Annotated in this window: 13 protein-coding genes; 3 read left to right on the top strand and 10 right to left on the bottom strand. The window is 45.4% G+C overall.

The annotated features are described in order from the left end of the window. The first annotated feature begins 74 nt into the window (after nt 1–74). Complete coding sequence (locus AC1DXC_RS05800; RefSeq protein WP_477458195.1) at nt 75–593, top strand: cupin domain-containing protein; 519 nt, start codon at nt 75–77, stop codon at nt 591–593. A gap of 39 nt (nt 594–632) precedes the next feature. Then, nucleotides 633–998, top strand: a complete 366-nt coding sequence (locus AC1DXC_RS05795; protein ID WP_477458194.1) for a response regulator — start codon at nt 633–635, stop codon at nt 996–998. Between the two features lie 330 nt (nt 999–1,328). Here the strand turns inward: AC1DXC_RS05795 and AC1DXC_RS05790 are convergent, their stop codons facing one another. The 5 genes from AC1DXC_RS05790 to AC1DXC_RS05770 form a co-directional block, all read right to left on the bottom strand. Beyond that, the gene (locus AC1DXC_RS05790; RefSeq protein WP_477458193.1) at nt 1,329–3,026 is read right to left on the bottom strand and encodes a GH39 family glycosyl hydrolase; all 1,698 of its coding nucleotides are present in this window, start codon (nt 3,024–3,026) and stop codon (nt 1,329–1,331) included. Between the two features lie 4 nt (nt 3,027–3,030). Then, nucleotides 3,031–4,002 (bottom strand): family 43 glycosylhydrolase, encoded by a 972-nt coding sequence (locus AC1DXC_RS05785; protein WP_477458192.1) that lies wholly within the window; start codon nt 4,000–4,002, stop codon nt 3,031–3,033. Between the two features lie 10 nt (nt 4,003–4,012). Further along, nucleotides 4,013–5,986, bottom strand: coding sequence for an alpha-L-arabinofuranosidase C-terminal domain-containing protein (locus AC1DXC_RS05780; protein ID WP_477458191.1), 1,974 nt, complete (start codon nt 5,984–5,986; stop codon nt 4,013–4,015). A 283-nt stretch (nt 5,987–6,269) separates the two neighbouring features. Next, entirely contained in the window at nt 6,270–7,406 is a 1,137-nt protein-coding gene (locus tag AC1DXC_RS05775) for a glycoside hydrolase family 43 protein (RefSeq protein WP_477458190.1), read from the bottom strand. Nucleotides 7,407–7,529: 123 nt separating this feature from the next. Next, complete coding sequence (locus tag AC1DXC_RS05770) at nt 7,530–11,672, bottom strand: hybrid sensor histidine kinase/response regulator transcription factor (protein WP_477458189.1); 4,143 nt, start codon at nt 11,670–11,672, stop codon at nt 7,530–7,532. A gap of 853 nt (nt 11,673–12,525) precedes the next feature. Here AC1DXC_RS05770 and AC1DXC_RS05765 point away from each other — a divergent pair. Further along, complete coding sequence (locus AC1DXC_RS05765; RefSeq protein ID WP_477458188.1) at nt 12,526–13,374, top strand: AraC family transcriptional regulator; 849 nt, start codon at nt 12,526–12,528, stop codon at nt 13,372–13,374. Nucleotides 13,375–13,974: 600 nt separating this feature from the next. On the opposite strand, the gene AC1DXC_RS05760 is transcribed toward AC1DXC_RS05765, so the two are convergent. The 5 genes from AC1DXC_RS05760 to AC1DXC_RS05740 form a co-directional block, all read right to left on the bottom strand. Further along, on the bottom strand, nt 13,975–15,222 hold the full coding sequence (locus AC1DXC_RS05760) for a DUF4998 domain-containing protein (RefSeq protein WP_477458187.1): 1,248 nt from the start codon (nt 15,220–15,222) through the stop codon (nt 13,975–13,977). 33 nt (nt 15,223–15,255) lie between these two features. Next, the gene (locus AC1DXC_RS05755; RefSeq protein ID WP_477458186.1) at nt 15,256–16,452 is read right to left on the bottom strand and encodes a DUF5000 domain-containing lipoprotein; all 1,197 of its coding nucleotides are present in this window, start codon (nt 16,450–16,452) and stop codon (nt 15,256–15,258) included. 47 nt (nt 16,453–16,499) lie between these two features. Continuing rightward, nucleotides 16,500–18,473, bottom strand: a complete 1,974-nt coding sequence (locus tag AC1DXC_RS05750; protein ID WP_477458185.1) for a RagB/SusD family nutrient uptake outer membrane protein — start codon at nt 18,471–18,473, stop codon at nt 16,500–16,502. A gap of 19 nt (nt 18,474–18,492) precedes the next feature. After that, nucleotides 18,493–21,696, bottom strand: a complete 3,204-nt coding sequence (locus AC1DXC_RS05745) for a SusC/RagA family TonB-linked outer membrane protein (RefSeq protein ID WP_477458184.1) — start codon at nt 21,694–21,696, stop codon at nt 18,493–18,495. 752 nt (nt 21,697–22,448) lie between these two features. Further along, the gene (locus tag AC1DXC_RS05740; RefSeq protein WP_477458183.1) at nt 22,449–23,957 is read right to left on the bottom strand and encodes a S10 family peptidase; all 1,509 of its coding nucleotides are present in this window, start codon (nt 23,955–23,957) and stop codon (nt 22,449–22,451) included. Nucleotides 23,958–24,067 lie beyond the last annotated feature (110 nt).

Below are 24,067 nucleotides of genomic sequence, written 5' to 3'. Positions count from 1 at the left end.
GGATAAATATAGCGATTAACTTGCATTGCTGCCCGCTTATACAAGCTAGCTGTTTAATTGTTACCTTTACACGCATGGACGGTACCAGGGCATTTGGTTTATTTGGAGATGATTTGCCTGAGGAACAGGCGGATGCCGAATTGGTGCTGGAAAAACTGCTCGGTTTGCGTGCTGTAAAAGCCCCTCTAAATCTCAAAGACAAAGTGCTTGCTCAACTTGGGTTTGCCGGCGAAGAATTGCAATTAGGCAATTTACCGCCAACATCCCGGCATTCTAACTACCTAAGCTGGCTAAAAGCTATGCAGCCCCTGTTACCCAACGAACCTGTGGAATCCATTTTCTTAAAGGAAATCCGCCGTGACGAACAGTATGTGCAATCACTTGTAGTTTCGAGGGTTGATGTACCCGAAGAGGTGCACGAATCTTACGCTGAAAGTTTTTTTATACTAGAGGGCCGTTGTGTCTGTACTATAGGCGGCCAGGTATTTGAATTAGCGGCCGGCGATTACCTGCCCATCCCTTTGCATGTGCCGCACAATGTGCGCCTGCTTACGCCGCAGGTAACTGCTATTCTGCAATATGAACTTTGTTAATATCCACTCAATTTTTTAATTTGTGCGTTTAATCGAGTTATGTTGAAATCCACGGTTTTGGTGATAGAAGATGATGCTGATACGCTGGACATCATAGCCACGGCTTTAACGGAAGCAGGTTATGAGGTAAGTGCCGGCAAGGATATTACCATGCTGTACGGCATTGAAAAACAACCGCCCGGTTTGTTGCTGATAGATAACTGGTTAAGCGGCGATAAAACCGGGCACGACATCTGCTACCAGCTGAAACAAAACCCCGCTACTGCAAATATCCCGGTAATCCTAATTTCCGGAACACGTAACCTGGAGGCTACCGCAGAACGCTGTGGTGCCGACGGCTTTATTTGCAAGCCCTTTGATATACCCGAACTCCTCACTACAGTCGCTAACCACATTAAGCCTTAAAGGCACGATATTGGCATTCAGCAAGGCTGGAATTTCCTGGAAAACCTAAGCTAAAATGTTTCAAAAAGCTGGAAAAAGCTGGAAATTTTTTCAGCCAAATAATGGCCGTTTTGCTAGGAAATGCCGTCTCTGCTTAAATTAAGGCCTTTTGTTATGCGCAGGAAAAAGCCACAAAAAACACAGAAAAACTCGGATTTCCTCGGGTATTTGGGGCAATTTAGAGCCTCTCAGGGCGCTGGAAAACCGTCGTGCAAGCCGTCCCGGGCCAAATCCGATTCCCTTATTTTTTTGAATTTCTATAAAATAAAAACTGGAATCTTTAAGTACCAATTACCAGCTTATCAGCAGCAGCGAAACACCCTGCCTCGGCAAGCCGAAGTTTACCAGCAATGTATTTTTCTGCGTCGTCAGTTTTTGTGGTTTACCTAATATTTGCAGCCCGCCAGCTTTTTGCAGTTCGGCAATTTGGGCGCTGGTTGGGTTTTGGGGCGAGCCCATCTTTTTCCATACCTCATACGAATTGCTGTGTTCGCTATCTATCCGGTAGTGCGTCAATAAAATCTTTTCCGATGGTATGCCGTTGACAGTCAGGGCTACCTGTTCGGCAGGGCCGGCTTTATCGTCGTCATGGTAATTCCATACCATCACCGCTGCCGATTTTTTATCTTTTGATGCGAGTACGCCAATATCCGTCAGCTCGCCACGAACGCTGGAGTCCATTACCGATTTTAAGGAATACATGCGGTTGCTGATAGCTTCTACCCTGTTTCCCCTCATTTTGCCAAACATACGGAACACGTTGAGTACCGGCTTGTCTACACCGTTTGTGGCCAGATCGCGAAAGCCGTAAAACCAGGGCTGATCCTCAAACTCGAACGACCAGGAAACCGCTCCTGTAAAATTGGTTCCGTACTTATCGCCTAACTCATACTTGCGGGCAAAGGTTGCCGCCGTATAGCTTGAATACATGGTGCCGTTACGGTAAGCGTTTGAGGGGTTGGTGGCCATGCCGCAGGCGGCGCACCCTTCAGGGTCCGATTCGCCTATAATAACAGGAAGGTTCCTGGTTTCCGGGTACGAAGCCACAATGCGGAACCCTGTTGCAATATCATTCAACTGCGGTGCCGCATTCATTTGTACCATGCCTTTAATAAGCCTTGGCTGGCCCTTGGCATGAAAGGTAATCAATTCCAATGGCGAGCCTATTTGGCCGGTTGCATAGTTGGTATCGGCAATGCAATGTTTAATAAACGCGTTAAGGAAAGCCTGCGAACCCTTGCTTGATGTACCCGCAATATCAAGCCCGCCTATCCTGGCAGTTGGCAGGGCTTTTTTCAGCCCGTCGGCGGCATAATCATATAACTTAAAGAACTCTTTTTGGGTGCCTTTCCAGTAATAGTTAGGTTCGTTCCAAACTTCCCAGTACCAGCTTTCCACTTCTTTTTGCCCGTATCGTGCAACGCTATGCTTCACCCATTGGTAAATTAGCTCGCGCCATTTATTATAGTCTTTTGGCGGGTATGCCCATCCGGTCATGATATCGTCGTAAGGATCGCCGGGTTTCCAGTGGTGGCGGTACGGGTACGGATGGGTTGATAAAGCCTGCGGCATAAACCCAATCTGCGCAAGTGGTTTCATACCGCGGTTAACGTAGGCATCAAAAATACTGTCTACCAGGTGCCAGTCGTAAACCGGGTTGCCGTTAGCATCCTCGGTGTAGGCGTTGGTAGATCCCCATTTTAGAGCGGCAACGCCATCGCCGGTTACCAGTAAGCTATGTGTACGCACGTAAACAGGCGTGGGGCTTAGCGCGGCCAATTCGGTCAATAGCTTTTTGCCATCCTTCATATAGGTGTAGTTTGGCTCATCGTAGCCAAACCATGCCCAAACAGGTGTCATCGGCGCTTTCTCCTTAGCCAGGTTAACGGTTATCACCGCCGTGTGCTGAGCCAGTGCAATAGCCGGCCCCATTGCAAGCATCAGTATCAACCATATCGTTTTCAGCTTGTAATAAGTTCGTGCCATCATATTCCTATTGTTTTGTCAAATCGTTCTTGTTTATTTCGGGCCAGTTGCCTACCCAATTTAGCCGGGCCAGCCGTAATTTGGGTATAGCCCTGTCGGCAGCATCGTACCCGTGAAAAATGATGTAATCGGCACCATCAAACGTGGCGACGCCGTTATGGCCCACGCCGTACCAATCCTTATCTCCTTCCAATAAGATGCTGCCGCCCCCATCGCTCATGGTCACGCCATCCTTATCAAGGTAAGGCCCCCTGATATTTTCGGCACGGCCAATAATCATTTTGTAAGTGCTTTTAGGCCCCTGGCAGCAATAATCTATCGATGCAAACAGGTAGTAGTATTTATCGTGCTTAAATATAAATGGTGCCTCTATGGCATTCCCACTGCGCTTTCGGCTGGCAATGGTTGGTATGGTAGCTATGTCTTCGGCAACACCTAACCTGTCCTTTTGCAGCTTTACCAGTTTAATGCCATCCCAAAACGACCCGAATACCAAATAGGGAGTGCCTTGGCCATCGTCTACCAGGTTTGGGTCAATAGCATTCCAATTGGTTTGCCCGGGTACCGACCGGATGATTTGCCCATGATCTACCCATTTGTAATCGGCACTGCTTGCGTGCAGTGTGGTGTTGGTTGCCAGCCCAATGGCCGACGTATTTTTGCCAAATGCCGAAACGCTATAAAACAAGTAGTACCGGCCTTTGTAGTACGATATATCGGGCGCCCAGATGTAATTTCTAAATTCGGGCAAAAAATCTTTCACCCAGGCCGGCGCAGTAGCAAACACCGGTTTTTCGCGCTTCCAATGAACTTTATCTACCGACGACCAATTGGTTATGCCATTGCCCGTGCAGAAGATATAGTAAACGCTATCCTGTTTAATAATAACAGGGTCATGTACCGATATATCCTTTTCCTTATCCTGAGCCACAAGCTCTTGGCTCAGGATAAGGAAAACAATAACGATGATGCTTTTCAAAAGCTTCTGCTTAAATCAATTTCAGCCTTATCACTTTAAAAGTATATGGCTCTACGGTAACGTTAACCGCTTTGCCCTTTACCACCAGGGTGCTTTTAACCGGGCTAACCAGTTTTGGTGCCTTAAATGAGTTTACCGCCGCTTTATCGGCACTACGCAACGTTGTTACCAGTGCGGTTTTTTTGCCGGCCGATGCACCATCGATATTAAATACCACCGGTTGTGCCGTTGCCCCGCTATTCACAAACTTAATAATGAGCTCTTTGGTGCTTTTATCAATACTGGCCGTGGCGTAACATCCATCCTGGCCGGTTACCATTTTGCCATCATTCAACAAGGGTACCACATCACTGCCTTTGTTTAGTGAAAAGAGTTGCTGCACATAATAGTTTGGCGTGCCGTACGAGCGCAGGTTATCAAACCAGATCAAATCCGGTGTCCATTGCCAGCCATCCACATGTGCAAAAAGCGGTGCGTATGATGCCATGTTCACTACATCGGCATTGCGCTCCAGGCCGGTCATAAAAGCTGCCTCGGCTAAAGCACAATCCCAATTATTCTTATTATCGGGGCTGCCCGTGGATACGCTTTGCGCAGCGTATTCTCCCGCGAATATCTTGGGCCCTTTACGGTCGTAATTATCGTAACGGGTTGCATTATCTAAAAACCACTTAGGCGTTTGGTAATAGTGCTCGTCTAAGATATCGGCATGTTCAGTCCTGAAGAATTTATCCAGACGGTTAAATTCTTCGCCACCGGGGCTGGGGCCAACGCTCGATACAATCTTTACATATGGGTACTTGTCTTTTATGGCTTTGGTAAAAATTTTCCACCGGGCGATATATTGCTCGCCCCATTGTTCGTTACCTACCCCCAATACTTTCAGGTTGAAAGGTTTGGGGTGACCAAGATCAGTACGCAGCTTGCCCCATTTGGTATCAGGCCCGCCATTGGCAAATTCAATAAGGTCCAATGCATCCTGTACGTATGGGTCCAACTGATCCAAAGGCACTAGTTGCCCCGTATTATACTGGCAAGCCATACCGCAATTTAAAATTGGCAACGGCGTTGCACCAATATCCTCTGCCGTCATAAAATATTCCATAAAGCCGAGGCCGAAGGTTTGATAATAATCGGGCGTGGGGCGATGCTTAAACTCCATATTCCAGCGGTTTATCAGGTTCTCTCGCTTATCTATATCGCCAATACTTTTTTTCCATTGATAACGGTTAGCCAAATCGCGCCCCTCTACAATACAACCGCCCGGGAAACGCAGGAATCCGGGCTTCATATCGGCAAGCTTCTGCACCAGATCGGCACGCAGGCCGGCAGGACGGTTTTTCCAGGTGTGCTGCGGAAACAGCGATATCATATCCAGTTCAACCGTTCCTTTGCCTTTAAGCCAAACATATAAGGATGCTTTATCTTCGGTAGCGGTTGCCACAAACTTTACATTATATTTTTTCCATTCGGTTGATGTTGGCTTTAGGATGGCGGTGCCGATAACAGTGCCTTTTGCACTATGCAGCTCCACCAATAAGGATACAGCATTTGCGGTTGGTTTACGAGCCGTTATCGAAAAGCTGTAGGTTTCGCCTTTCTTGATACCCATACCCCGGAAACCTTCGTTCGATAAACCAAAGTAGCCTGCGTTGTCGCTTACATCTATTTTAATAACGTGTGCATTTTCCGAGCGTTCGGCTGTGCGGTCCAAAACTTCTATGCTGCCCTTGCCGCCGGCCTTTTGCTGCTGCTGCCAGCCAGCCAAATGCGAATCGAATTCGAAAGAGCGGTTCTTTACCAGTTCGGCGTAAACCCCACCATCTGCCGCCAGGTTTATATCCTCGAAAAAAATGCCGTACATAGTTGGCTCGATATGTGCCTTTACCTGGCCGGTTGCAATGGTATAAACTTTGGGCTGCGTTTGGGCATTGGCACCCAACATAGTAGCTGCAGCGCACAGCATTAGCAGTGTTTTTTTCATTTTCATAGTACTTTAAAAAAAATAGGCCTCGAAAGCCGGGAAGAGCCGAGGTTTTTGTTTATAAAAGGTTGTCTTCAACAAAATCACACAAATTTTAGCAGTTCAGCAAATCCTACACGGCTTCTGATTGTGTTTATCGATTCCCGAAGATAACATTAATTTATTAATTGTATAATCAACACTTAAAATATTGCGGCTGTTATCCCGCTAATTTTTTCGACTTGGCTCGGGATACAATTTGATTAGAGATAAACTATGATAAATATAGGGTTGCTCATTTTAACTATTTACCCAAATCGCCCAAATCCCAGCTATCTTTCCAAACCACCTTTACGTCATCGCCTGTAAACGTTATGGGTAGCCAAATGTACCTGCCATCTATTGCGTTCTTTGGCTCCCATTTATCGGCCATAAATATCAGCGCATCTTTTTTGCCGTTAACATTTAACACATAGGTGCTTTGGCCGCCGTAGGTAAGTTCCTTATTGGGGCCAATGCATGGGTTACCCAGGTATTCCCATGGCCCGAATATCGACTTTGCCCTAAACAAGCGCGCAGCATTGGGTGCCCAGCCCGTACAGCCCGACCCTATCATATAATAAACGCCGTTGCGTTTGAAAATTGCGGGGGCCTCGGTTTGCTGGCCAATGTAAACTCTGGAGAACTTACCCGTATGCGCGGTGTAATCGGCGTTTAATTCGGCCACATGCAATGTGTAGTTCTCTTCCGACGAGAAAATGTGGTAGGCTTTACCATCATCATCAACAAATAAAGTCATATCGCGGGCCATTTGCCCACCGGCAAAATCGCGCATAAAAAACTTGTCTTGCTCTTTTACAATTGTAGCGTTCACCCTATCGCTATCTGGCGTGCCATTGGGGTAAAACGGCATTCTGCCTGCGTTGGGTCGGTAACTTCGGATATACCGGTACGGGCCTGTTGGCTTATCGCTAATTGCCAGGCCTGTGCGCGCTGCACTGTAACCCTTACCCTTTAGTTCCAGGTGAAACCACATCACATATTTTTTGGTTCTGGCATTGTAAATAACCTTAGGGCGTTCTAAAACACAGCCCTTTACAATATCGCTCCGCTCATCATCAGACATGGGCAAGGCAATACCCTCATCTTTCCAATCGTATAAATTGGTTGATGAGTAACAATGCACGCCAACCTGAGATGTATTGCCGGCGCTACCTGCCACCTTGTGCTCGCCAAACCAATAATAAACGTTATCCTTAAACAACATGCCTCCGCCGTGGGCGTTAATAGCCACGCCCTTATCATCGTACCATTGTGCAATGGGCGTAAATTTACCCTTGCCGGCAGGCGGCGTACTTTGTGCGTAAACCTGCTGCGCCCCAATGAAACCAAAGCAGGCAAAAAACAACCGCGACAAAAAGAAAACCCTGTAATTATTCATGGAAGATTGAAACTTAAAACATTAAACAAGGTGCAAACCCTAACATCAAGTTTACGGGGTTAAGCGGCAGATTACTACAATTTTCCTATCTAAACCTGAAACTATCTTAAGGACGGCACAGGTTTAATTATTTCTTTTGATAGCCGGGTTAAGCGACAATTTCTTCGAAAAAGGGTCTCTGTATTTTTTGATGTATTCTGACGGGTTTAAGCCAAAAAGCTGGGAGAACTGCTCCCTGAAATACTTTACATCTTTAAATCCCACGATTACCGATACTTCATTAACATTCAACGATGTGTTGATGAACAGCTCGGCGGCACGCCTTAAACGCACGAACCGGATGAAACTATTAGGTGTTTGGTTAGATACCAGCTTTATTTTCTTGAACAGGTTAGAGCGGCTCACGTTAATATCGGCAGCAAGTTCATCAACGCCAAAATCATCATCTTCTAACCGGTTCTCAATAACCAGGATGCAGCGGTCGATAAATAGCTTTTCCTCTTCGGATATCTTCACGCTTTGCTCCTTAAGGGTAACCTTACGGTAAAAGTAATTCTGAAGGCTGTTGCGGCTATCCAGCAAGGCATCTATCCTCGCAATTAGCAGTTCTTTATCCAGCGGCTTGGAAAAGTAATCGTCGGCCCCATGTTTAATGCCTTTCAACCTGATTTCCTGGGATGAATTGGCCGTGATTAAAATTAAGGGGATATGGGCGAGCGAGGGATTGGCCTTTATCTCTTCGCAAAGCTCAAGGCCGCTTTTGCCATCCATGGTAATATCGCTGATAATAATATCAGGCACGTGCTCCCTGGCCATCAAAATCCCTTCGAAACCATCGGCGGCTTCCAGCATGGAGAATTGGCCTTTAAATATCTGTTTAAGATAAATCCGCATGTCGGGGTGGTCATCAATCACCAGCATGGTGCGCTTAGAAAAAACAGCCTGCTCTGTCAGGTTGGCTGGATTGTCGCCCGGCAACTGTGTATCATCAACGGCGGTAATTGCGTCCGCATTAGCCTGGAGCGCGTAATTGGTAAGCTCCTGCTCGCCGGAGAGTTCATCCAGGAAAACGTTCCCGCTTTCGACATTCTCATTTATTTGGAGGCCCGGGAAATGCGCTTTCCCCTTTTTGAAATTAATAACGAAGGTAGTCCCTTGCCCTAGTTGGCTCTCGTAACTAATATCGGCTTTGTGCAGCTTTACAAATTGATGCACCAGATAAAGCCCTATGCCGAATCCGGCTTTCTGGCTCGACCGGGGATTACCCGATCTGTAGAACTTATCGAAAAGGTGCTCGCCTGTTTCGGGAGCAATACCATATCCTGTATCACTTATCGCAATATTTATAAGCCCTTCCGATTGTGACAACTTCAATGCGACCGTGCCGCCACTATCGGTGTAACGAAGCGCATTTGATAGCAAATTGTAAAGGATAACTTCAATTTTCGGCTTATCACCATATAAATTGATATGCTCCTCGTCAATAAGTAATTGGTAGGTTATCCCCTTACTGCGGGCCTGGTAAGCAAAACTTTCGTAAGTGAGCCTGCAAAGCGCAGAAAAATCAATCAGGCTTAATTGCAGATCGGTGCCGTCGTTTTCTGTTTTGTTGAACAGCAGCAGCTGATCTATAAGGCTCACCAGCCGCCGCGCATTACGATAAATGATACCCAGTTCTACGTCTTTTTGCTGGGCGGGCCGGGCAAGTATCTCTTGCAATGGGTTAATGATGAGCATAAGCGGGGTACGGAACTCGTGCGATACATGCGTAAAAAAGGATGTTTTCCGCAGGCTTAGCTCAGCTTCTTTCTCACTGTTCATACGCTCCAGCTTTATTTGGTATTGCAGCCTGGCCTTGCTGGTTCGGTAACTAATGAAAGCCAGCATTACCCATACCAGCGCACCTGTATAAAGTAACCAGGCCCACCAGGTACGGAACCAGGGTGGGGTTATTATCAGTTTCAGCGTGGTTTGCTGTGCGTTCCATTTACCTAAAGCATTGGTAGATCGTATGTGCAAGGTGTAATTACCCTCGCGGATGTTGTTGTACGTAATTATTCTTTGATTGCCCGCATGTATCCAGTCTTTATCCAAGCCCTCCAGATAGTAAGCGTACTTAATATGCTCGGGCGAGGAATACTCCAGCCCGGCAAACGCGAAGGAAAGTATTGCTTCATCATACGGCACTTTTAAACCTTGCACCTCTCGGGTGCCGTTGTTATTGGTAATTGTATTTTGGCTGGTAATCCTTTTATTATTTACTGTAATGCTGGTAAACACTACGGAAGGCATATAATTACGGGTGGCAATGCTATCCGGGTAAAACAGGTTAAAACCATTTATGCCGCCGAAAGCAAGCTCCCCCGATTTTAACTTCAAGGCTGAATTAGCTGAGAACTGATTGCTTTGCAGGCCATCGCTTTCGAAATAACTCCTCATTTTAAAATCCTTGTAACCAAAGCTTGTTATCCCCCTAAAGGTACTCAACCACAGTTTGCCGGAGTTATCTTCCAGTATATTCAAAACCGAATTGTTAGATAGCCCCTCGCTATCGGTGTACCTTCTTACGATTTTGCCCGATGCCCTGTTAAACAGGCACAAGCCGCCGCCTTCTGTGCCTAACCAAAAATTGCCGCTTTTATCTTCATAAATTGCGCGTACAGGCTTATCTATCTTATAAAAAACATGGTTATGTGTTGCAGTATCGAGTTTAATAAGATACTCTGCATTGCCGCACCACAGTTGGCCGGCGCGGTCTTCTACAAACGAATAGGGGTCATTTACCTGTTGGTCAAAAACAATAAACTTATTCGCTTTTCTGTTAAACCTATACAACTTGCCGTTGGAGAATGTACCGGCCCAGAGATTTTTGCGGCTGTCTTCATATAAAAGCCAAACATTCTTGTTCAATTCGCCGTTTTCCAGGTTTTCGAATTCAAAATGCTCAAAACCCCCGCTCTGCGCATTAAAACGATTCACGCCTCCCGCAAAAGTGGCCACCCACATTTTATTAAGGTAGTCTTTTACGATGTAGGTAACCGTGTTGCTGCTAAGCGAGGCGGGGGAATTATTTGAATGGACGAAGTTTTGGAACTTTCCCGTTGTCCTGTCCATCACAGAAACGCCGCCATCTTCTGAGCCTACCCAAAGCCGTTGCTTATCGTACTCGCAAAAAGACGATACGTAATCATTAACCAGGCTATGCACGTCACCGGTTTCGTGCCGGTACTTTTGAAAGTAACTCTTCTGCTGATCTATGATGTAAACGCCAGCGCGCACGGTCGCAATCCATATCCGCGATTCTTTATCCTGGTAAATATCCATCACCGCGTTACTCTGCAGCATCCCTGTTTTTTGGCCCTGCCTTAGGTAACTAAATTTACCCGAAGCAGGGTTTAATATGGTAACCCCGCCGCCTTCGATACCGATGTAAAGGTTATGATTACGCGAGAGCAACAATGAGCTGATGTTATTGCCCGATAACTGACCCGCGGCCGCCCGATAGGTCTCGACAATCTTTTTTTGCTGCACGGCATACTTAAACAACCCCTGGGTGCTACCTATCCAAACTATACCTTCATTATCTGCTTTTATGCGGCTAGCCAACTTAACACTGTTACTTGCCAATACAATTTGTTTAGCACTGCTATCGTAATAACACAAGCCTATTTCCGATAAAAAGAGCCAAACCTTGTTGTGCTTATCAATATCTATGGTAGGGCAATCCACGTACATTAGGGTATTCATGCCATACTTTACAGGCAGTTGGATGCAGATATCGCTATCGTGCGGCTTTAAGAATACCCCCGAGCTGTTAGTGCCGATGAAAAGGTTGCCCTCGCTATCGGCCTTAATTACATCTATATTAAATGTTAGCCTATACAGCTTTTTAGAGTGGTAATCCCGGTAATATGCCCAATGAAAATCATCGGTAACGGGGTCTAGTGCCATCAGGCCCTGGCCGGTCCCTACCCAAATTTGCTGCTTATTATCCTCACTTATGGCGTAAATGTAATTGTGCTGCAACGACGCCGTATCCCCGAACTTATTCCTGTAAACCTTTACCTCGTAACCATCGTAACGGTTAAGCCCGTCGAAGGTACCAAACCACATAAAGCCTTTCTTATCCTGATAAATGCAGCGTACCGAGTTATTTGACAGGCCGTCTGTAATGGAAAGCTTGGTCATTTGCTGTTGCGCCATAAGCCCCGATTGGATGCAGATGGTAAACAGAAGAATGACGACAGCGCGATAACTTAGATACATATTAAAGGCTTGTTAAGTAAGAGCCTGGTTTTTACGGAAACTGTTATACTAATTGATGAGGTATTAATAAATATACCCGTTTTTGAATCGTTGTATCGTTTTTAATTCTTCAGCTTATATGCAACCCTCGCCCTGAAGCATTAGATGGCCTTATAAATTCCTATTCTTCAAGGCCTTGATTCGCCCTGAAAAACCGGCCGTTTAAACCCCGTTTATTAAAAAAAAATGCCCATTTATTATTTGTCCCCCATATTAGAGATAATTACCCCCCTATGCAAACGCTGCCCTAATTTACATTTGTTTGATTAAACCAACTGTTTAGTGTAAAAACAACACTTATTATAAGCCACCGGTCTCGTTTGTCAAAGATATAGAATTACGCTTTACTAAACTGCCGTTTTTAAATTCAGTTAACGGCTAACAGTGTAGGGCCATAGATTTAAAAAGACTGGCAACTGGCTTATTGGTGCTTATGAAGATTAAATATCTATGATATTATCGTCATTTTGACTCTTATTTTAACCAAATACCTAAATATAAACCAACTCTAATGAACAACGAAGCATCAAAGATGAAAAGCAGCCGGCCATTTACCGTTAAGCCCATAATAAGCCCAGAAGAATAAACGGTAATTTTTTTGATAATTTTTTTAAGTGTTTATTTTACAATTAATAAATTAATATTTAACTTCGAAATAAGTAAACGCCTATAAAGCAGCCACAAGTTGTTACCAAAATGCAGCTAAAGGGTTTGCTAATAAACCAATAATAAATCTATTCTTCAAAATGCAGGGCATGGGGTTAAAAGCCATTATTGAAGATAGTACCGTACAACCTATTTTAAACGATATGTTATGACTTCAACTTTACAAAAACTACCCGTTACTCACGAGTCGACCTTTTTTGCCAAAACTTTTAAATCGGCGCAATTCGATATCCCATGGCATCATCATACCGAGTTAGAAATCGTATTGATATTGGAAGGTTGTGGTAGCTGCTTTGTTGGAAACTACTCGGGCAAGTTTACCGCGGGAGATGTTTTCCTGATTGGGGCCAATGTGCCGCACACATTTACTTGTACCAATCCGGCTAGCACAACTTGCGCCGTGCTGGTGCAGTTTAAAGCAGATTTTTGGGGACGCGACTTTATTTCGCTCCCCGAAACATCTAACATCAGGCATCTGTTTGAGCAGGCTAAAAGCGGCATAAAAGTAAGCGATTGCTGTACATCTACATTATCAGCAAAAATCAAAGAACTTGAATTTCAACGTGGATTCGACCGCATTATAACCTTGTGCTCGTGCCTTAACATCATTGCAGAGGATAATGATTGCCAGCTCCTCTCAACGGCCAACATTCACACCCTCGCCTGCCAAAAAACCGACAGGCTGGAAAAGGTTTTTAAATTTACCAACAGCGAGTTTGCGCGGGTAATTACATTAAAAGAAGTATCAGACATAGCCGGCATGAGCATCCCTGCCTTCTGCGAACACTTCAGGAAAACGGTTAAAAAAACCTATATAGAGTTCCTGAACGAGGTAAGGCTGAGCTTTGCATGCAAACTGCTTATGGAAAGCGACATGACTATTTCCGAGATATTCTTCCAGAGCGGCTATAATACCCCGGCCAATTTTAACAGGCAGTTTTTAAAGTATAAAGGCTTATCGCCATCAAGCTTCAGGAAAAAATTCTACGTTAACTAATAGCCCTACCAGGCATCAAATAAGCTTAAAAGAGCGGTTTAGGTAAAGCTGAACCGCTCTTTTTTTTCCAGGTTTTATTTTGTAGAATTTGCAAAAAAACGGAGAAATTGTGTCGGACCGGCATGACATTCAGCTGCGCTTTTTACCATCGAATAGGCCAATATGCCGGCGAAAATCGCCGTATTTTTGCGGTTTTTGGGTGCTTTTTCCGGTGTTTTACCGAGTTTTTCGGAGCTTTTTCGGAGCTTTTGTGACTTTTCCTACAAAAGTTAAAAACGGCCTGATTTACATGGAATGGCGGTTTTTAGCTAAAATCATGCGTACACGCAGAAAAACAATTTCCAGTTTTTTCCAATTTTTGCGCGGGTTTCAGCTGTGATTTTTCCAGGAATTTCCAGCTTTGGTAATGGTGGTTAAAATATGGGCATACCCCTTTACTGCCATTAAAGAAAAAAGCCCCGGGAGTTTTCACCACCGGGAGCTTACCAATTATAAACCCCATTTATTTTCTTAACACTCAACGGGCACCTTTTTAGCGACAGAGGCATTTTTGTTGCTATAACAAAAATGCCTCCGGGCCGCTTTGGGTAATATCCAAAATTAGTTTCTGAACAGTTTGATATTAAGCACCTGGAAGTAACTCCCCGGATCACCGCTACCAACAACATTCCCCAAAAATCCAATTGATACCACCTGCGGCGAGGTCAATACAAATTCAAAGGTTTTTGTTTCTTTAACGTTTGGAGACGTTTTGCCTACTGCTGCGCCGTTAAACAAACTGGCATACCCCAACGATGAAGTCAGATTAGCCAATACCGGGATACCGGTGCCACCCGCTGCTGCTATACAATACACCGTTGAGTTAGCTTGTATTTCGGAATAGTAGGTGAACGTAACCTGGTAAGTACCTGCGGGTAAAGCAGCCGATGTTGGCTGGTAAACTATGCCGTTTACTACAGGCGTGTTGCCCCAGGTCTCCCAGTTGATAACGCCGCCTTCGTCGGCAGAGAAGCCGCCGTTGGTACCGCCGTCTTTATTTTTTGCAGCAGCGTTAGTTATCCATGGCGCGCCAAGCACGCCCCATCGGCCACCTGGTGTCGCTCTTGTAAAAGGCCCGGTGTTCGACAAGTAAATGCTTGTTACTTCGGCTTTTACGCTATGGTCCTGAAAATCGGTATAAAAAATATCGATTGCGGTTTTGTTAGGTTTAAAAGCGCTGCGGTAACTGATAGATGCACCTGCCTTAAATTTTGGCAGCGACGTGCTTTGGCCGGTAACCTGCGATGTTATTAAAGTATCGTGCAGTTTATTGTTAACATCAGTGTACCTAATTTGCATAGAAAGCAAACCGTCATCTGCGTTTACATCGGCCCAATTAATCAGTGCCGAACCATCTCCCTGCAATTCGGCTTTGGCTATACCCCTGTTAGATAATGAAGCCTGATACTGATCGCCATACACGTTACCGGCCAGTGTTACCGGGATGGATATATGCCCCTCGTTGTCATAAGTGCGTATCTCAAAAGTCATAACACCTTCGGGCAGATTTGGGATAAGCAGTTTAGCGGTATCTACTCCATTTGTGCGGGTTACTGCGGTTTCTATTGAATCCTGCTTACTGTTCCAATACACTTTGTATTTTACGATTTTAGGATCTGATGTAAATAGGCCCGTTAGCAGCACCCTGTTCCTGCCAGAGAATACCTGTACGGAATCTAACTTGCCCGGGTACGAAATTGCGCCGTTTGGTTCGTACTTCTTTTTGTAATCATCCATTTTAGTGCAGGCGCCCAGCGCCGATATAATTAGCACTAAAAGGAAGTATGGTATGTTTTTATATTGTTTCATAATTGAAATTGAATTAAAAATGCCGCTACACTATTACTTACCGAATAACGTAAACTCGGCTATACTCATAAAGTACGACCCTGTCCAGTTACGTAAATTCCTGATCCTGATGTATCGATACGCCGGAAGCCCTGCCGGGAAATCAAAGCCCCATCCGTTATGCCCATAATTATAATCTGCTGTTGTTTCGGTACCAGAAGCAGCGCCTGATGGCTTCACTACGTTACAGGTAACCAACTTTGTCCACGATGCATCTAAATTACCGTTAGGGTTTGGCGAGTTGGAGCCCCATATTTCAAAATCGCGCGGGTTACCCCTTACATAAAACACAGTACCAAGTTCCTGGTACGGATAAAGTATAAAGCGGCTGAATATGCGCTGCTTACCCAAATCTATTGTTACCATTTGCGGGCTGCCTGCGCTCTCCATGGTGAAGAGACAATTTGGCCAGTATGGGTTGGCGTCACCATCAATCATCCTGCCCACATTTGTATAGGAATACAGGTTTGTGGCATCTTGCGGCAGCGTATAAGTCGACCAATCGAGTTTTGAGAACTGCTCCTCAAAAAACGGAGTGAGGTTTAAAAACAAGGTATCAGACCTATTCAGGAACCTGTCGCGCACAAAAAACCCATATTTCCTATCAACAGGGGGCTGCCCTCGTACCGTTGCTACTATAGCTGCACTGTTGCTATAAACATTATCCATACCCTTAGATTGTACAAACTGGCCGTTATTGGCAGTATCAACCAAAGGCACTATAGCTAAATTGTCTTTTGTCGGGTTATCTGCCGTAATTTTGAACCCGCCAAAGGTGGCTGTTATTTTAAGCGAATTAAATGCCAGCTCATACGGTGGCGTTAAGGGTTTTACTGTAACGTTAACCGGCGCCGAAGCTGTTTCACTGGAGTTAACAGCATATAGTTTCACCACATGCTCATTAGTATCGCCAAAGCCATCTACCGTTAAGGTATTGGAATAGCGGGATGCAATTACCTCGCGCGATTTGCCGGGCGAGGTTTCGTAAACCGCTCTTACATAAAACAGGTCGCCATCGGTTGGCAGTGCGTAAGTTAAAACCGCTAATCCGTTTTTATTCTCCACCTGCACATTGCTAACCACACCGGGGGCATTGGTATTGTTGGTGAGTGGCTTATTAAGTGTTTCCTGCTTGCAGCCCGATGCTACTACTGCTAACAGCCACATACAAAAAGCAGTTCGTAATTTCATTGATTTCATGTTAATGTTTTTATTGTTAAACATTTAATTATATACGCTTACCAGTTAGGGTTTTGTACCAGGTTCTGATTGACAAGCAAATCGCCCTCCTGTATTGGCCATAAGTAATCGCGCGGGATAACAAAGTGCCTGGAGTAGATAGAACGCTCCCTGTAATACAACTCCGGCGAATTTTCGCTTATCGACCAACCTGTTACGTTACTGTTCAGTTCAACACCTGCTGTTTTCCAACGCAAAAGGTCCCAAAAACGCTGCCCTTCAAAGCAAAGCTCAACGGCACGCTCGCGCTGTATAATAGCACGCAAACCATCTTTGGTGGTGTACTTTGTTGGGTTGATGCTAAAGTTTGTCCATGAAACCTGCACGGTAGGCAAGCCGGCCCTTTCTCTCACACGGTTTAAGTAATCGTAAGCAGCGGCGCCGGGGCCTTGTGCTTCGTTCAATGCTTCTGCGTAAAGCAGATACAGGTCGCCCAAACGCATCTCAGGCCATGGATAATTTAAATAAGTAACGGTTGCCCATTCGTAGTGCCAGTTAAGTGCCTTTTTCATGTAGAAACCGGCAATAGGTATTGGCGACGACTGGCCAATTTCGGCACCGCGCGATTTTAACCACCAGGTGTCAACATCCGTTTTTGTTGGGCTATTGGCCATGTACCAAACACCACGGTCGAAACCAAGGTCGGCGTAGTAGCGTGGTTCCCTGTCAAAATTAAGTCTTGCGGTAGTCTCACCTTCCTTTATATAAAAACGTTCGGCATGGTTACCAACACGCAGCTTAGCTATATTACTAAAATCAAGCGTTTTGTCTTCATTGATGGGCACACCATTTTTGGTGTAGAACATTTTTGCCATTTTTATGGTAGGGCCAAGCAGCGGGCGGTTGGCCGATTTTGCGGCATCAGCGTTGTTAAAATCATACTGGCCGGCACACATCGACTGGAAGAATGAACTAAACCCAATGTTATTTACCGTTAAGCCCCAAATCAATTCGTCGTTCCATTTTTCGCTCATCGCGTTCCTGATGCTCATTTGCGTCATGGTGCTATCGCTTAGTTTAACTGTTTGCGCGGGAAACTTGTACAAATGGATATTTTGCGATTCGCATGCATCAATCGCAGCTTTGCAGGCGTCTGCAGCAACCTGCCATTTTTCGGCGCTGTAAGTTGAGTTGAACAGCAGTTCTCCGTCTTTATTCTTAAATGAATTATAATCCGGGTTGCCGTTGAAAAGCGGGCTTGCGGCGGTTACCAGTAACCTGGCTTTCATGCTTAAGGCAATTGGCTTGGTTAAGCGGCCCAGGTCGCTGCCTTCGTTTTGGATGGTTAGCGGCAGTTTGGAAGCTGCCAGATCGTATAAACCTGCTATGTAAGCCACAACCTCGTCAACGGGGCGGCGTTTTACCCTTACATCTTCTATAGATGCATCTATAGCCAGGTTTTTATCAATGATGGGGATAGGCCCATAGGCGCGGAATAACTGAAAATGATAAAAGGCCTTTAAGAATTGTGCCTCGGCTATCCAGCGCTCGCGCGTATCTATATCCAGGTCGCGCACCTTGGTAAGGTCGCTCACGTTTTCCAGAAAAACGTTACAATCGCGTATGGCGCGGTAGTTCCCTGCTGCATCCCGGGTACCGTTCATGTAATTGGCAATAGGGTCTGATGAGTTTTGGAAACCCCTTGGCAACTGCAGCACATTGGTAGAGCGTATGTGGTTCGCCGGGTCTTCTACCCAAACTTCATCACCGGCGGTAAGGCCCACGTTATAAGTTGGATCTGCCCCGGTTGGCAGGTACGAGTAACAGGTAAACAAATATTTCTCGGCCTCGGCTTTAGAAACAAAGGCATTGGCTATTGTAGAAACGTTATCCGGCACAACATCCAGGAAGGGTTTCTTGCACGATGAAACTGGCAGCACCAATATAAAAGCGCCCATTAACAAGGCGATTGCCCCCTTTGGTGCGCTGCCTGATGCGGCGAGCTTTATTTTTTGTATATAATTAGTTTTCATATAATTAATTTGAAAGCTTTTAAAATTCTACCCTTAAGCCTAAGTTAAACACACGTTGAATAGGATACCCTAAACCGGATGTACCCATCTCCGGATCCCAAAGCTTAAAGCTGCTGAGCGATACCAGGTTTAGCCCGTTTGCGTAAATACGTGCGCTGCTTAAATGGATGTTTTTAAGTGCGTTTTTACTGAAGTTGTACCCGATCTCTGCCGATTTAAGGCGCAGGAATGAACCGTTACGCAACCACCAGGTTGATGCCTGCGTGTTATTACCCTGTATCTGCGTGCTTAAGCGCGGGTAAAAAGCATAAGGGTTACGGTTATCTTCAGACCAATGGTCATTTGCTATAGCGCTCAGCAAACTGCTTTGGTTACCCCTATCCAGCCCGTTCCACGGCTGATACCCACTAACCTGGTAAAAGGGAGAAATATCAGCCGAGTTGATAAAGAAGGACGAGCGTGCAGACCCCTGGAAGAAGGCACTGATATCGAAGTTTTTATACCCTACAGAAAAACCAAAGCCATAAATAATCTCCGGCACCTGGGGGTAGCCAATAGGCACCACATCAGAGCTGGTTATTTTACCGTCGCCGTTCATGTCGCGGTATTTAATATCACCCGCTTTGTAATCACCAAAACTTTGCAGTGGCGAGTTTGCCACATCCTTGTCGTCGATAAATAAACGCTCGGCAATAAGGCCGTATAGCTGGCTTAAAGAGTTGCCCACCCTGGTGAGGTATTGCAGGTTATCAGGATAAACGGGCTCTTCGTTTTTAAGCAGCTTGCTTTTTGCGTAAGTAAGCGTACCGCGCGATTGAATCCAGAATGACGAACCAAAGTTCACCTTGTAATCCATGGCAACATCTATCCCCTTGCTTGATGATTTACCCGCATTTGATGATATATTGGCTTGTAAACCCATTGATGTAGGGATGGTGGTGCGCACCAATAAAATATTATCGCGGTTTTGCTGATAAGCATCCAGCGTAAGGTTGAAGTTTTTGGCTACCGTTAAATCCATACCAATATTCAATTGGCGCGATTGCTCCCAGGTAATGTTCTGATTTTCGTAACGGTAAGTAACTACACCCGGCCTGCTGTAGGTATAATTGGTACCGAACTGGCCAATGCTGCCATTGTTGAGGTTAACATCTGAGAGGTAAAAGAAACGGTCTGTAGCCGAGCCTATCTGGTCGTTACCTACCAAACCGTAGGTGAACCTGAATTTAAGGTTATCAATTGTAGATAGCAACGGTTCAAAGAATTTCTCGTTCGAAACCACCCAGCCCGCACCTACAGAGGGGAAGAAACCAAAACGGTGGTTAGCCGCAAAACGCTCGGAGCCGTTATAACCAAAGTTGAATTCAAACAGGTAGCGGTTATCGTAACCGTAAGTCATCCTGCCCGATACGCCTTGGTTACGCGACGGTAACGACAGCTGCAGCGTTGGCGCGTTGCCGGTAAGATAGTTGCGCATGGTACCAATAAGCAAGCCACTTACCGCATGCTTTTTGGCAAATGTGCGGTTATAGTTAATAGCCGTTTCTACGTAAGTAATAGAATTAGAAACGTTTAATTGTGGGTTTTGGTTATAGGTTAGGTACTCCGTTGGCGTAGCACCAATGCTGCCTGTTTGCCCATTGTTAAGCAAACTCAGACCACTGAACTCGCCGTTTGATACGTTTGATTGATAGTAGTATGGGCTATACTGGCGCGATACGGTGAAGTACGAATAACGGGTGGTGTAACCCATTGCCCTGGCAGATAACCCTTCTGTAATAAAATCGAGCTTTTGGCTTAAGTTCAATTGCGCCGTTAGCGTACTGGTATTGGAGCTTTGAAAGCCAGATAGCGATTGCGCGTAAGGGTTCATATACAACGCGCCGCCCGGGATAATGGCATTACCAAAAAGCGGGTGATTTACATAAGGCAATAAACTACCGGGATAAATAGCCGGGAAAGCAACCGGGTTGCTCCACAATGCATTTAAAAAGGTATAACCGCCCCCGCCGTTTGGCCCATTGTAGCTATCAAACTGGCCTTTTAGGCTTACCACGGCTTCGGTGCTTTTGGTTAGATTTAAAGTTGTGTTTGATAAGATGGAGTACGATTGCAGCTTAATGTTGTTGCTGAAATTGTTAAGGCTGTTTTGGGCCAGGTTACCATTATCTATATTATAGGTCATGGCCAGGTAGTACTTGGCTTTTTCGCCACCGCCACTGGCATTCATATTGTACCGCTGGTTATTGGTTTTGGTTTTTATCAATTGTTTTAACCAATTGTTGTTTGGGTACAATAAAGGATCGTCGCCCGCAGCGGTATGGTCTATCTTATTTTGCGAATAAGGCAAAACACCTAGCGGGTTACGGGTAAGTACCGCTTCGTTGGCCAGTGTCATGTAAGTAATATTGTCGGCCAGCTGAATGTTCTTGATATTTGATGATGTGGAGCTTTCTGCACGCACGTTAAATTTAACGGTACCTGCTTCGCCTCGTTTTGTTGTTACCAGTATTACGCCGTTAGCACCGCGCGCGCCGTACAATGATGATGCGGTAGCATCTTTCAATACCGAAAAACCGGCAATATCATCAGGCTGCAAACGGGCAAGGTCGGTAGTGGATGATTCGATACCGTCTATCAATATCAAAGGGTCCACCTTACCTGCGCCGAACGTACCCACCCCACGGATGAAGAACTGGGCATTATCTGCACCCGGTTCGCCGCTTCGCTGGTAAGATATCATGCCCGGCACAACACCTGCAAGCATGGTTGTTAAGTTACTGGTAGAGCCTTTAAGCTGCTTGGTGCTCACACTGGTGATTGAGCTCACCAGGCTTGCCTTTTTCTGTGTGCCGTACGCAACAATAGCCACCTCGTTCAAGTTATTCTCGCTCTCTGCCAAAACAATATCAACAATGTATGTACCGTTGCTTAAAACGGTATAATCTTTAAGGCTTACGCTTTGGGTTTGATAACCAACAGATGTAATGGTTAATTTACTGTTGGGTGGTACATCTAATTTATACCGGCCGTTAACATCTGTTGTTTTGCCGTTAGTAGTACCATCTACTTTTACGGTTGCGCCAGGTAGGGGGCCTACCTTATCTTTTATTACTCCCTCAACGTGTACATTCTGCGCTATTGCGGCCGAACTTAACATTGTTAGTGCCATTATTGGCAGTAGTTTGAAAGTATAAAGCAATTGTTTGTATAGTTTTTCCATATAATTATTTTAGGTTTTGTTCTGCGATGCCACGCATTTTTTTTACTGGCCATTTGGTTTTACTTTTCCTTTTGCTATCCCATAATCGATTTTTTAGAGGCTTTTTATTATTGTACATTTAACACTTAAAATTTTTTAGCCGTCAAAAAGCTTCAGCATGATTTTTAAACATGCGAAGGCAGCAAACCAATTAGTTAAAATCTAAATGGTTGAGACTGCAGGCCCAGGATATCTTCCGACAACCAAAAGCCGTTTTATCTAAAAAGTATTTTGTTAATATGGCTGCCCAAAACATATACGCGGGCAACGCTCGATTTATAATTGAACAATTTTAATCAACTGCCGCGGGTAAAATCACTACTATTCTATTAGATTCTAATACGATTTTTTTGAAAAATGCGGCAAACCCGATTTAGGTACTTAACTGGTTGCTTTTGTGGGTTTCAATAATCAAATACAAAAGGGCCTAACGGGCCTTGAATTTGCTGATTGAGGCTTAGCGCTCCGGCCGATACACGAACAAGAGGTTATTATTGTATAAAAAACAATTAATGCTCAATTGGATGAAGTTTTTAAATAGCTGCTAAATGAGGTTGTGGTAAAGCCCTGTTAATTTGCATTTAGGGCACGGAGAGGCTCGGGCGCAAGGCAACAATTAGCCCGGTAGGCACGCGGCGTTGATCGCTAACAGGGGCCTCAGTACTTCGCCGGACAGCCTGAATTAAATAGCCGGGTTATACTAAAGGAGTAAATCAATTCAAGGATGCAATCGCACGGGCATAAAATGCGTGGCTGTCATCCTTAAAAGCGGCATTAGCTGTATCGCTTGTATACAACATATGGCCAGCTTTATAATATTTTGCGGTGAGGTTTTTACGGATTTGCTTCCCTAGGCCTAAATGGTTCAATACATAATCGGTAGCGGCAATGGGTGTAGCCAAATCATAATACCCGCCTACCACCTGTACTTTTAAGCCAGGGTTTTGGGTCATTATCTTTTTTAACGTAGCGGATGCATTGATGTAGCAATTGTTTGCCCCTTGCCCATAGTTCCAACCGCTGGTTGCAGTAGTGGCCAGGTAGGGCAATTGGTTATCATATTTAAGTTCTCCGCGTACATAGTATTGAAAGCCCTGCGTAAACGGCGTAAGTATAGCGGCAATGCTGGGGTCGCCATGCTGCAGGGTGTCTTTTACGCGGCCATCAAAGGTGCCTATCGTTTGGGTATCGCTACCTAACAGCTCAGCAGTAAATTGGCCATCTGTTACCCTTCCGTTCGCTTCCGTCAAATAATCCCTGCTTAGGCCGGTAAAATAATGCAGCGAATCTATCACCTTGTTTACTAAAGCTTGTGGCGCGGCATCGCCCAAATGAAGAAAACGAGTATAAGTACCCTGCCCGAAGGCTGCTGCACGGCTCATCAATTGCTCGTCGGTAAGGCTATCCAGGCGGGCATCTAACTTATGATGGTAGCGGGCTGTAACCGCATATGTTGGCAGGTAGTAAGCATAAGGCGTTTCGTTACCCTCGTTAAAACTAATCAACTGGTAATTAAGCGCCGGCGAAATAAGCGTTATGCCGGAAAGCTTTACCCCGCCGTTGGCCTGCAGGTTTTCGGCCAGGCCCACAGCGCGTAGTCCGCCGTAACTTTCTCCGGCCAAAAAAACCGCATCGTTTTCCCTGCCGTTATCTGCCAGGTAGGCGCGTATGAATTCGGCGATGGAACCGATATCTTCTTTATAGCCATAAAACTTGCGGGCATCGGTACCGTGGGCAGCACGGCTGTAGCCGGTACCAACAGGATCTATAAATACCAGGTCGGTAAAACCAAGCCAGGTATTGCTGTTGTCTTCAACCCTGCCATTGCCGCCGACGCGCACCGGCCCAAACGAACCCATATGCAACCATAGTGCAGATGAACCGGGCCCGCCGTTAAACACAAAGGTAACGGGGCGCTTTGCAGCACTAATGTTATTATCAAGGCTGTAGGCCACGTAAAAAACATTAGCCGCAGCCCGGCCTTTCGACTGCCCTATACCCAGATAACCTGCTTTTGCCCTATAAGCCAACGTTTTGCCATTTAAGGCTATGGTATGCGAAGTTACCGCAGTGCTAAAGGCCGCAGGCCCCGCTGCAACATCTTCAGACGGGCGATGGGCAAATTCAGACCACGAAGTAGAAAGTAAAGCAATAGTGCCGGCCAGCAAAATAGTGGCAATAAAACGCAGATTGATTGTAACAGTAAAAGAAGAAGGTAACATGGGAGGCAAATAATAATTTTAATAAACAGCGGTTGTTTTTGCTTGGGGGTTAGCAACAACAGCTGCACATACCCATCTGAGGCATGGGCATTCGCATTAAAAATTGATTA

It is taken from the genome of Mucilaginibacter sp. P2_D11 (assembly GCF_056404435.1).
This window is presented reverse-complemented; position numbering and strand designations above follow the sequence as displayed.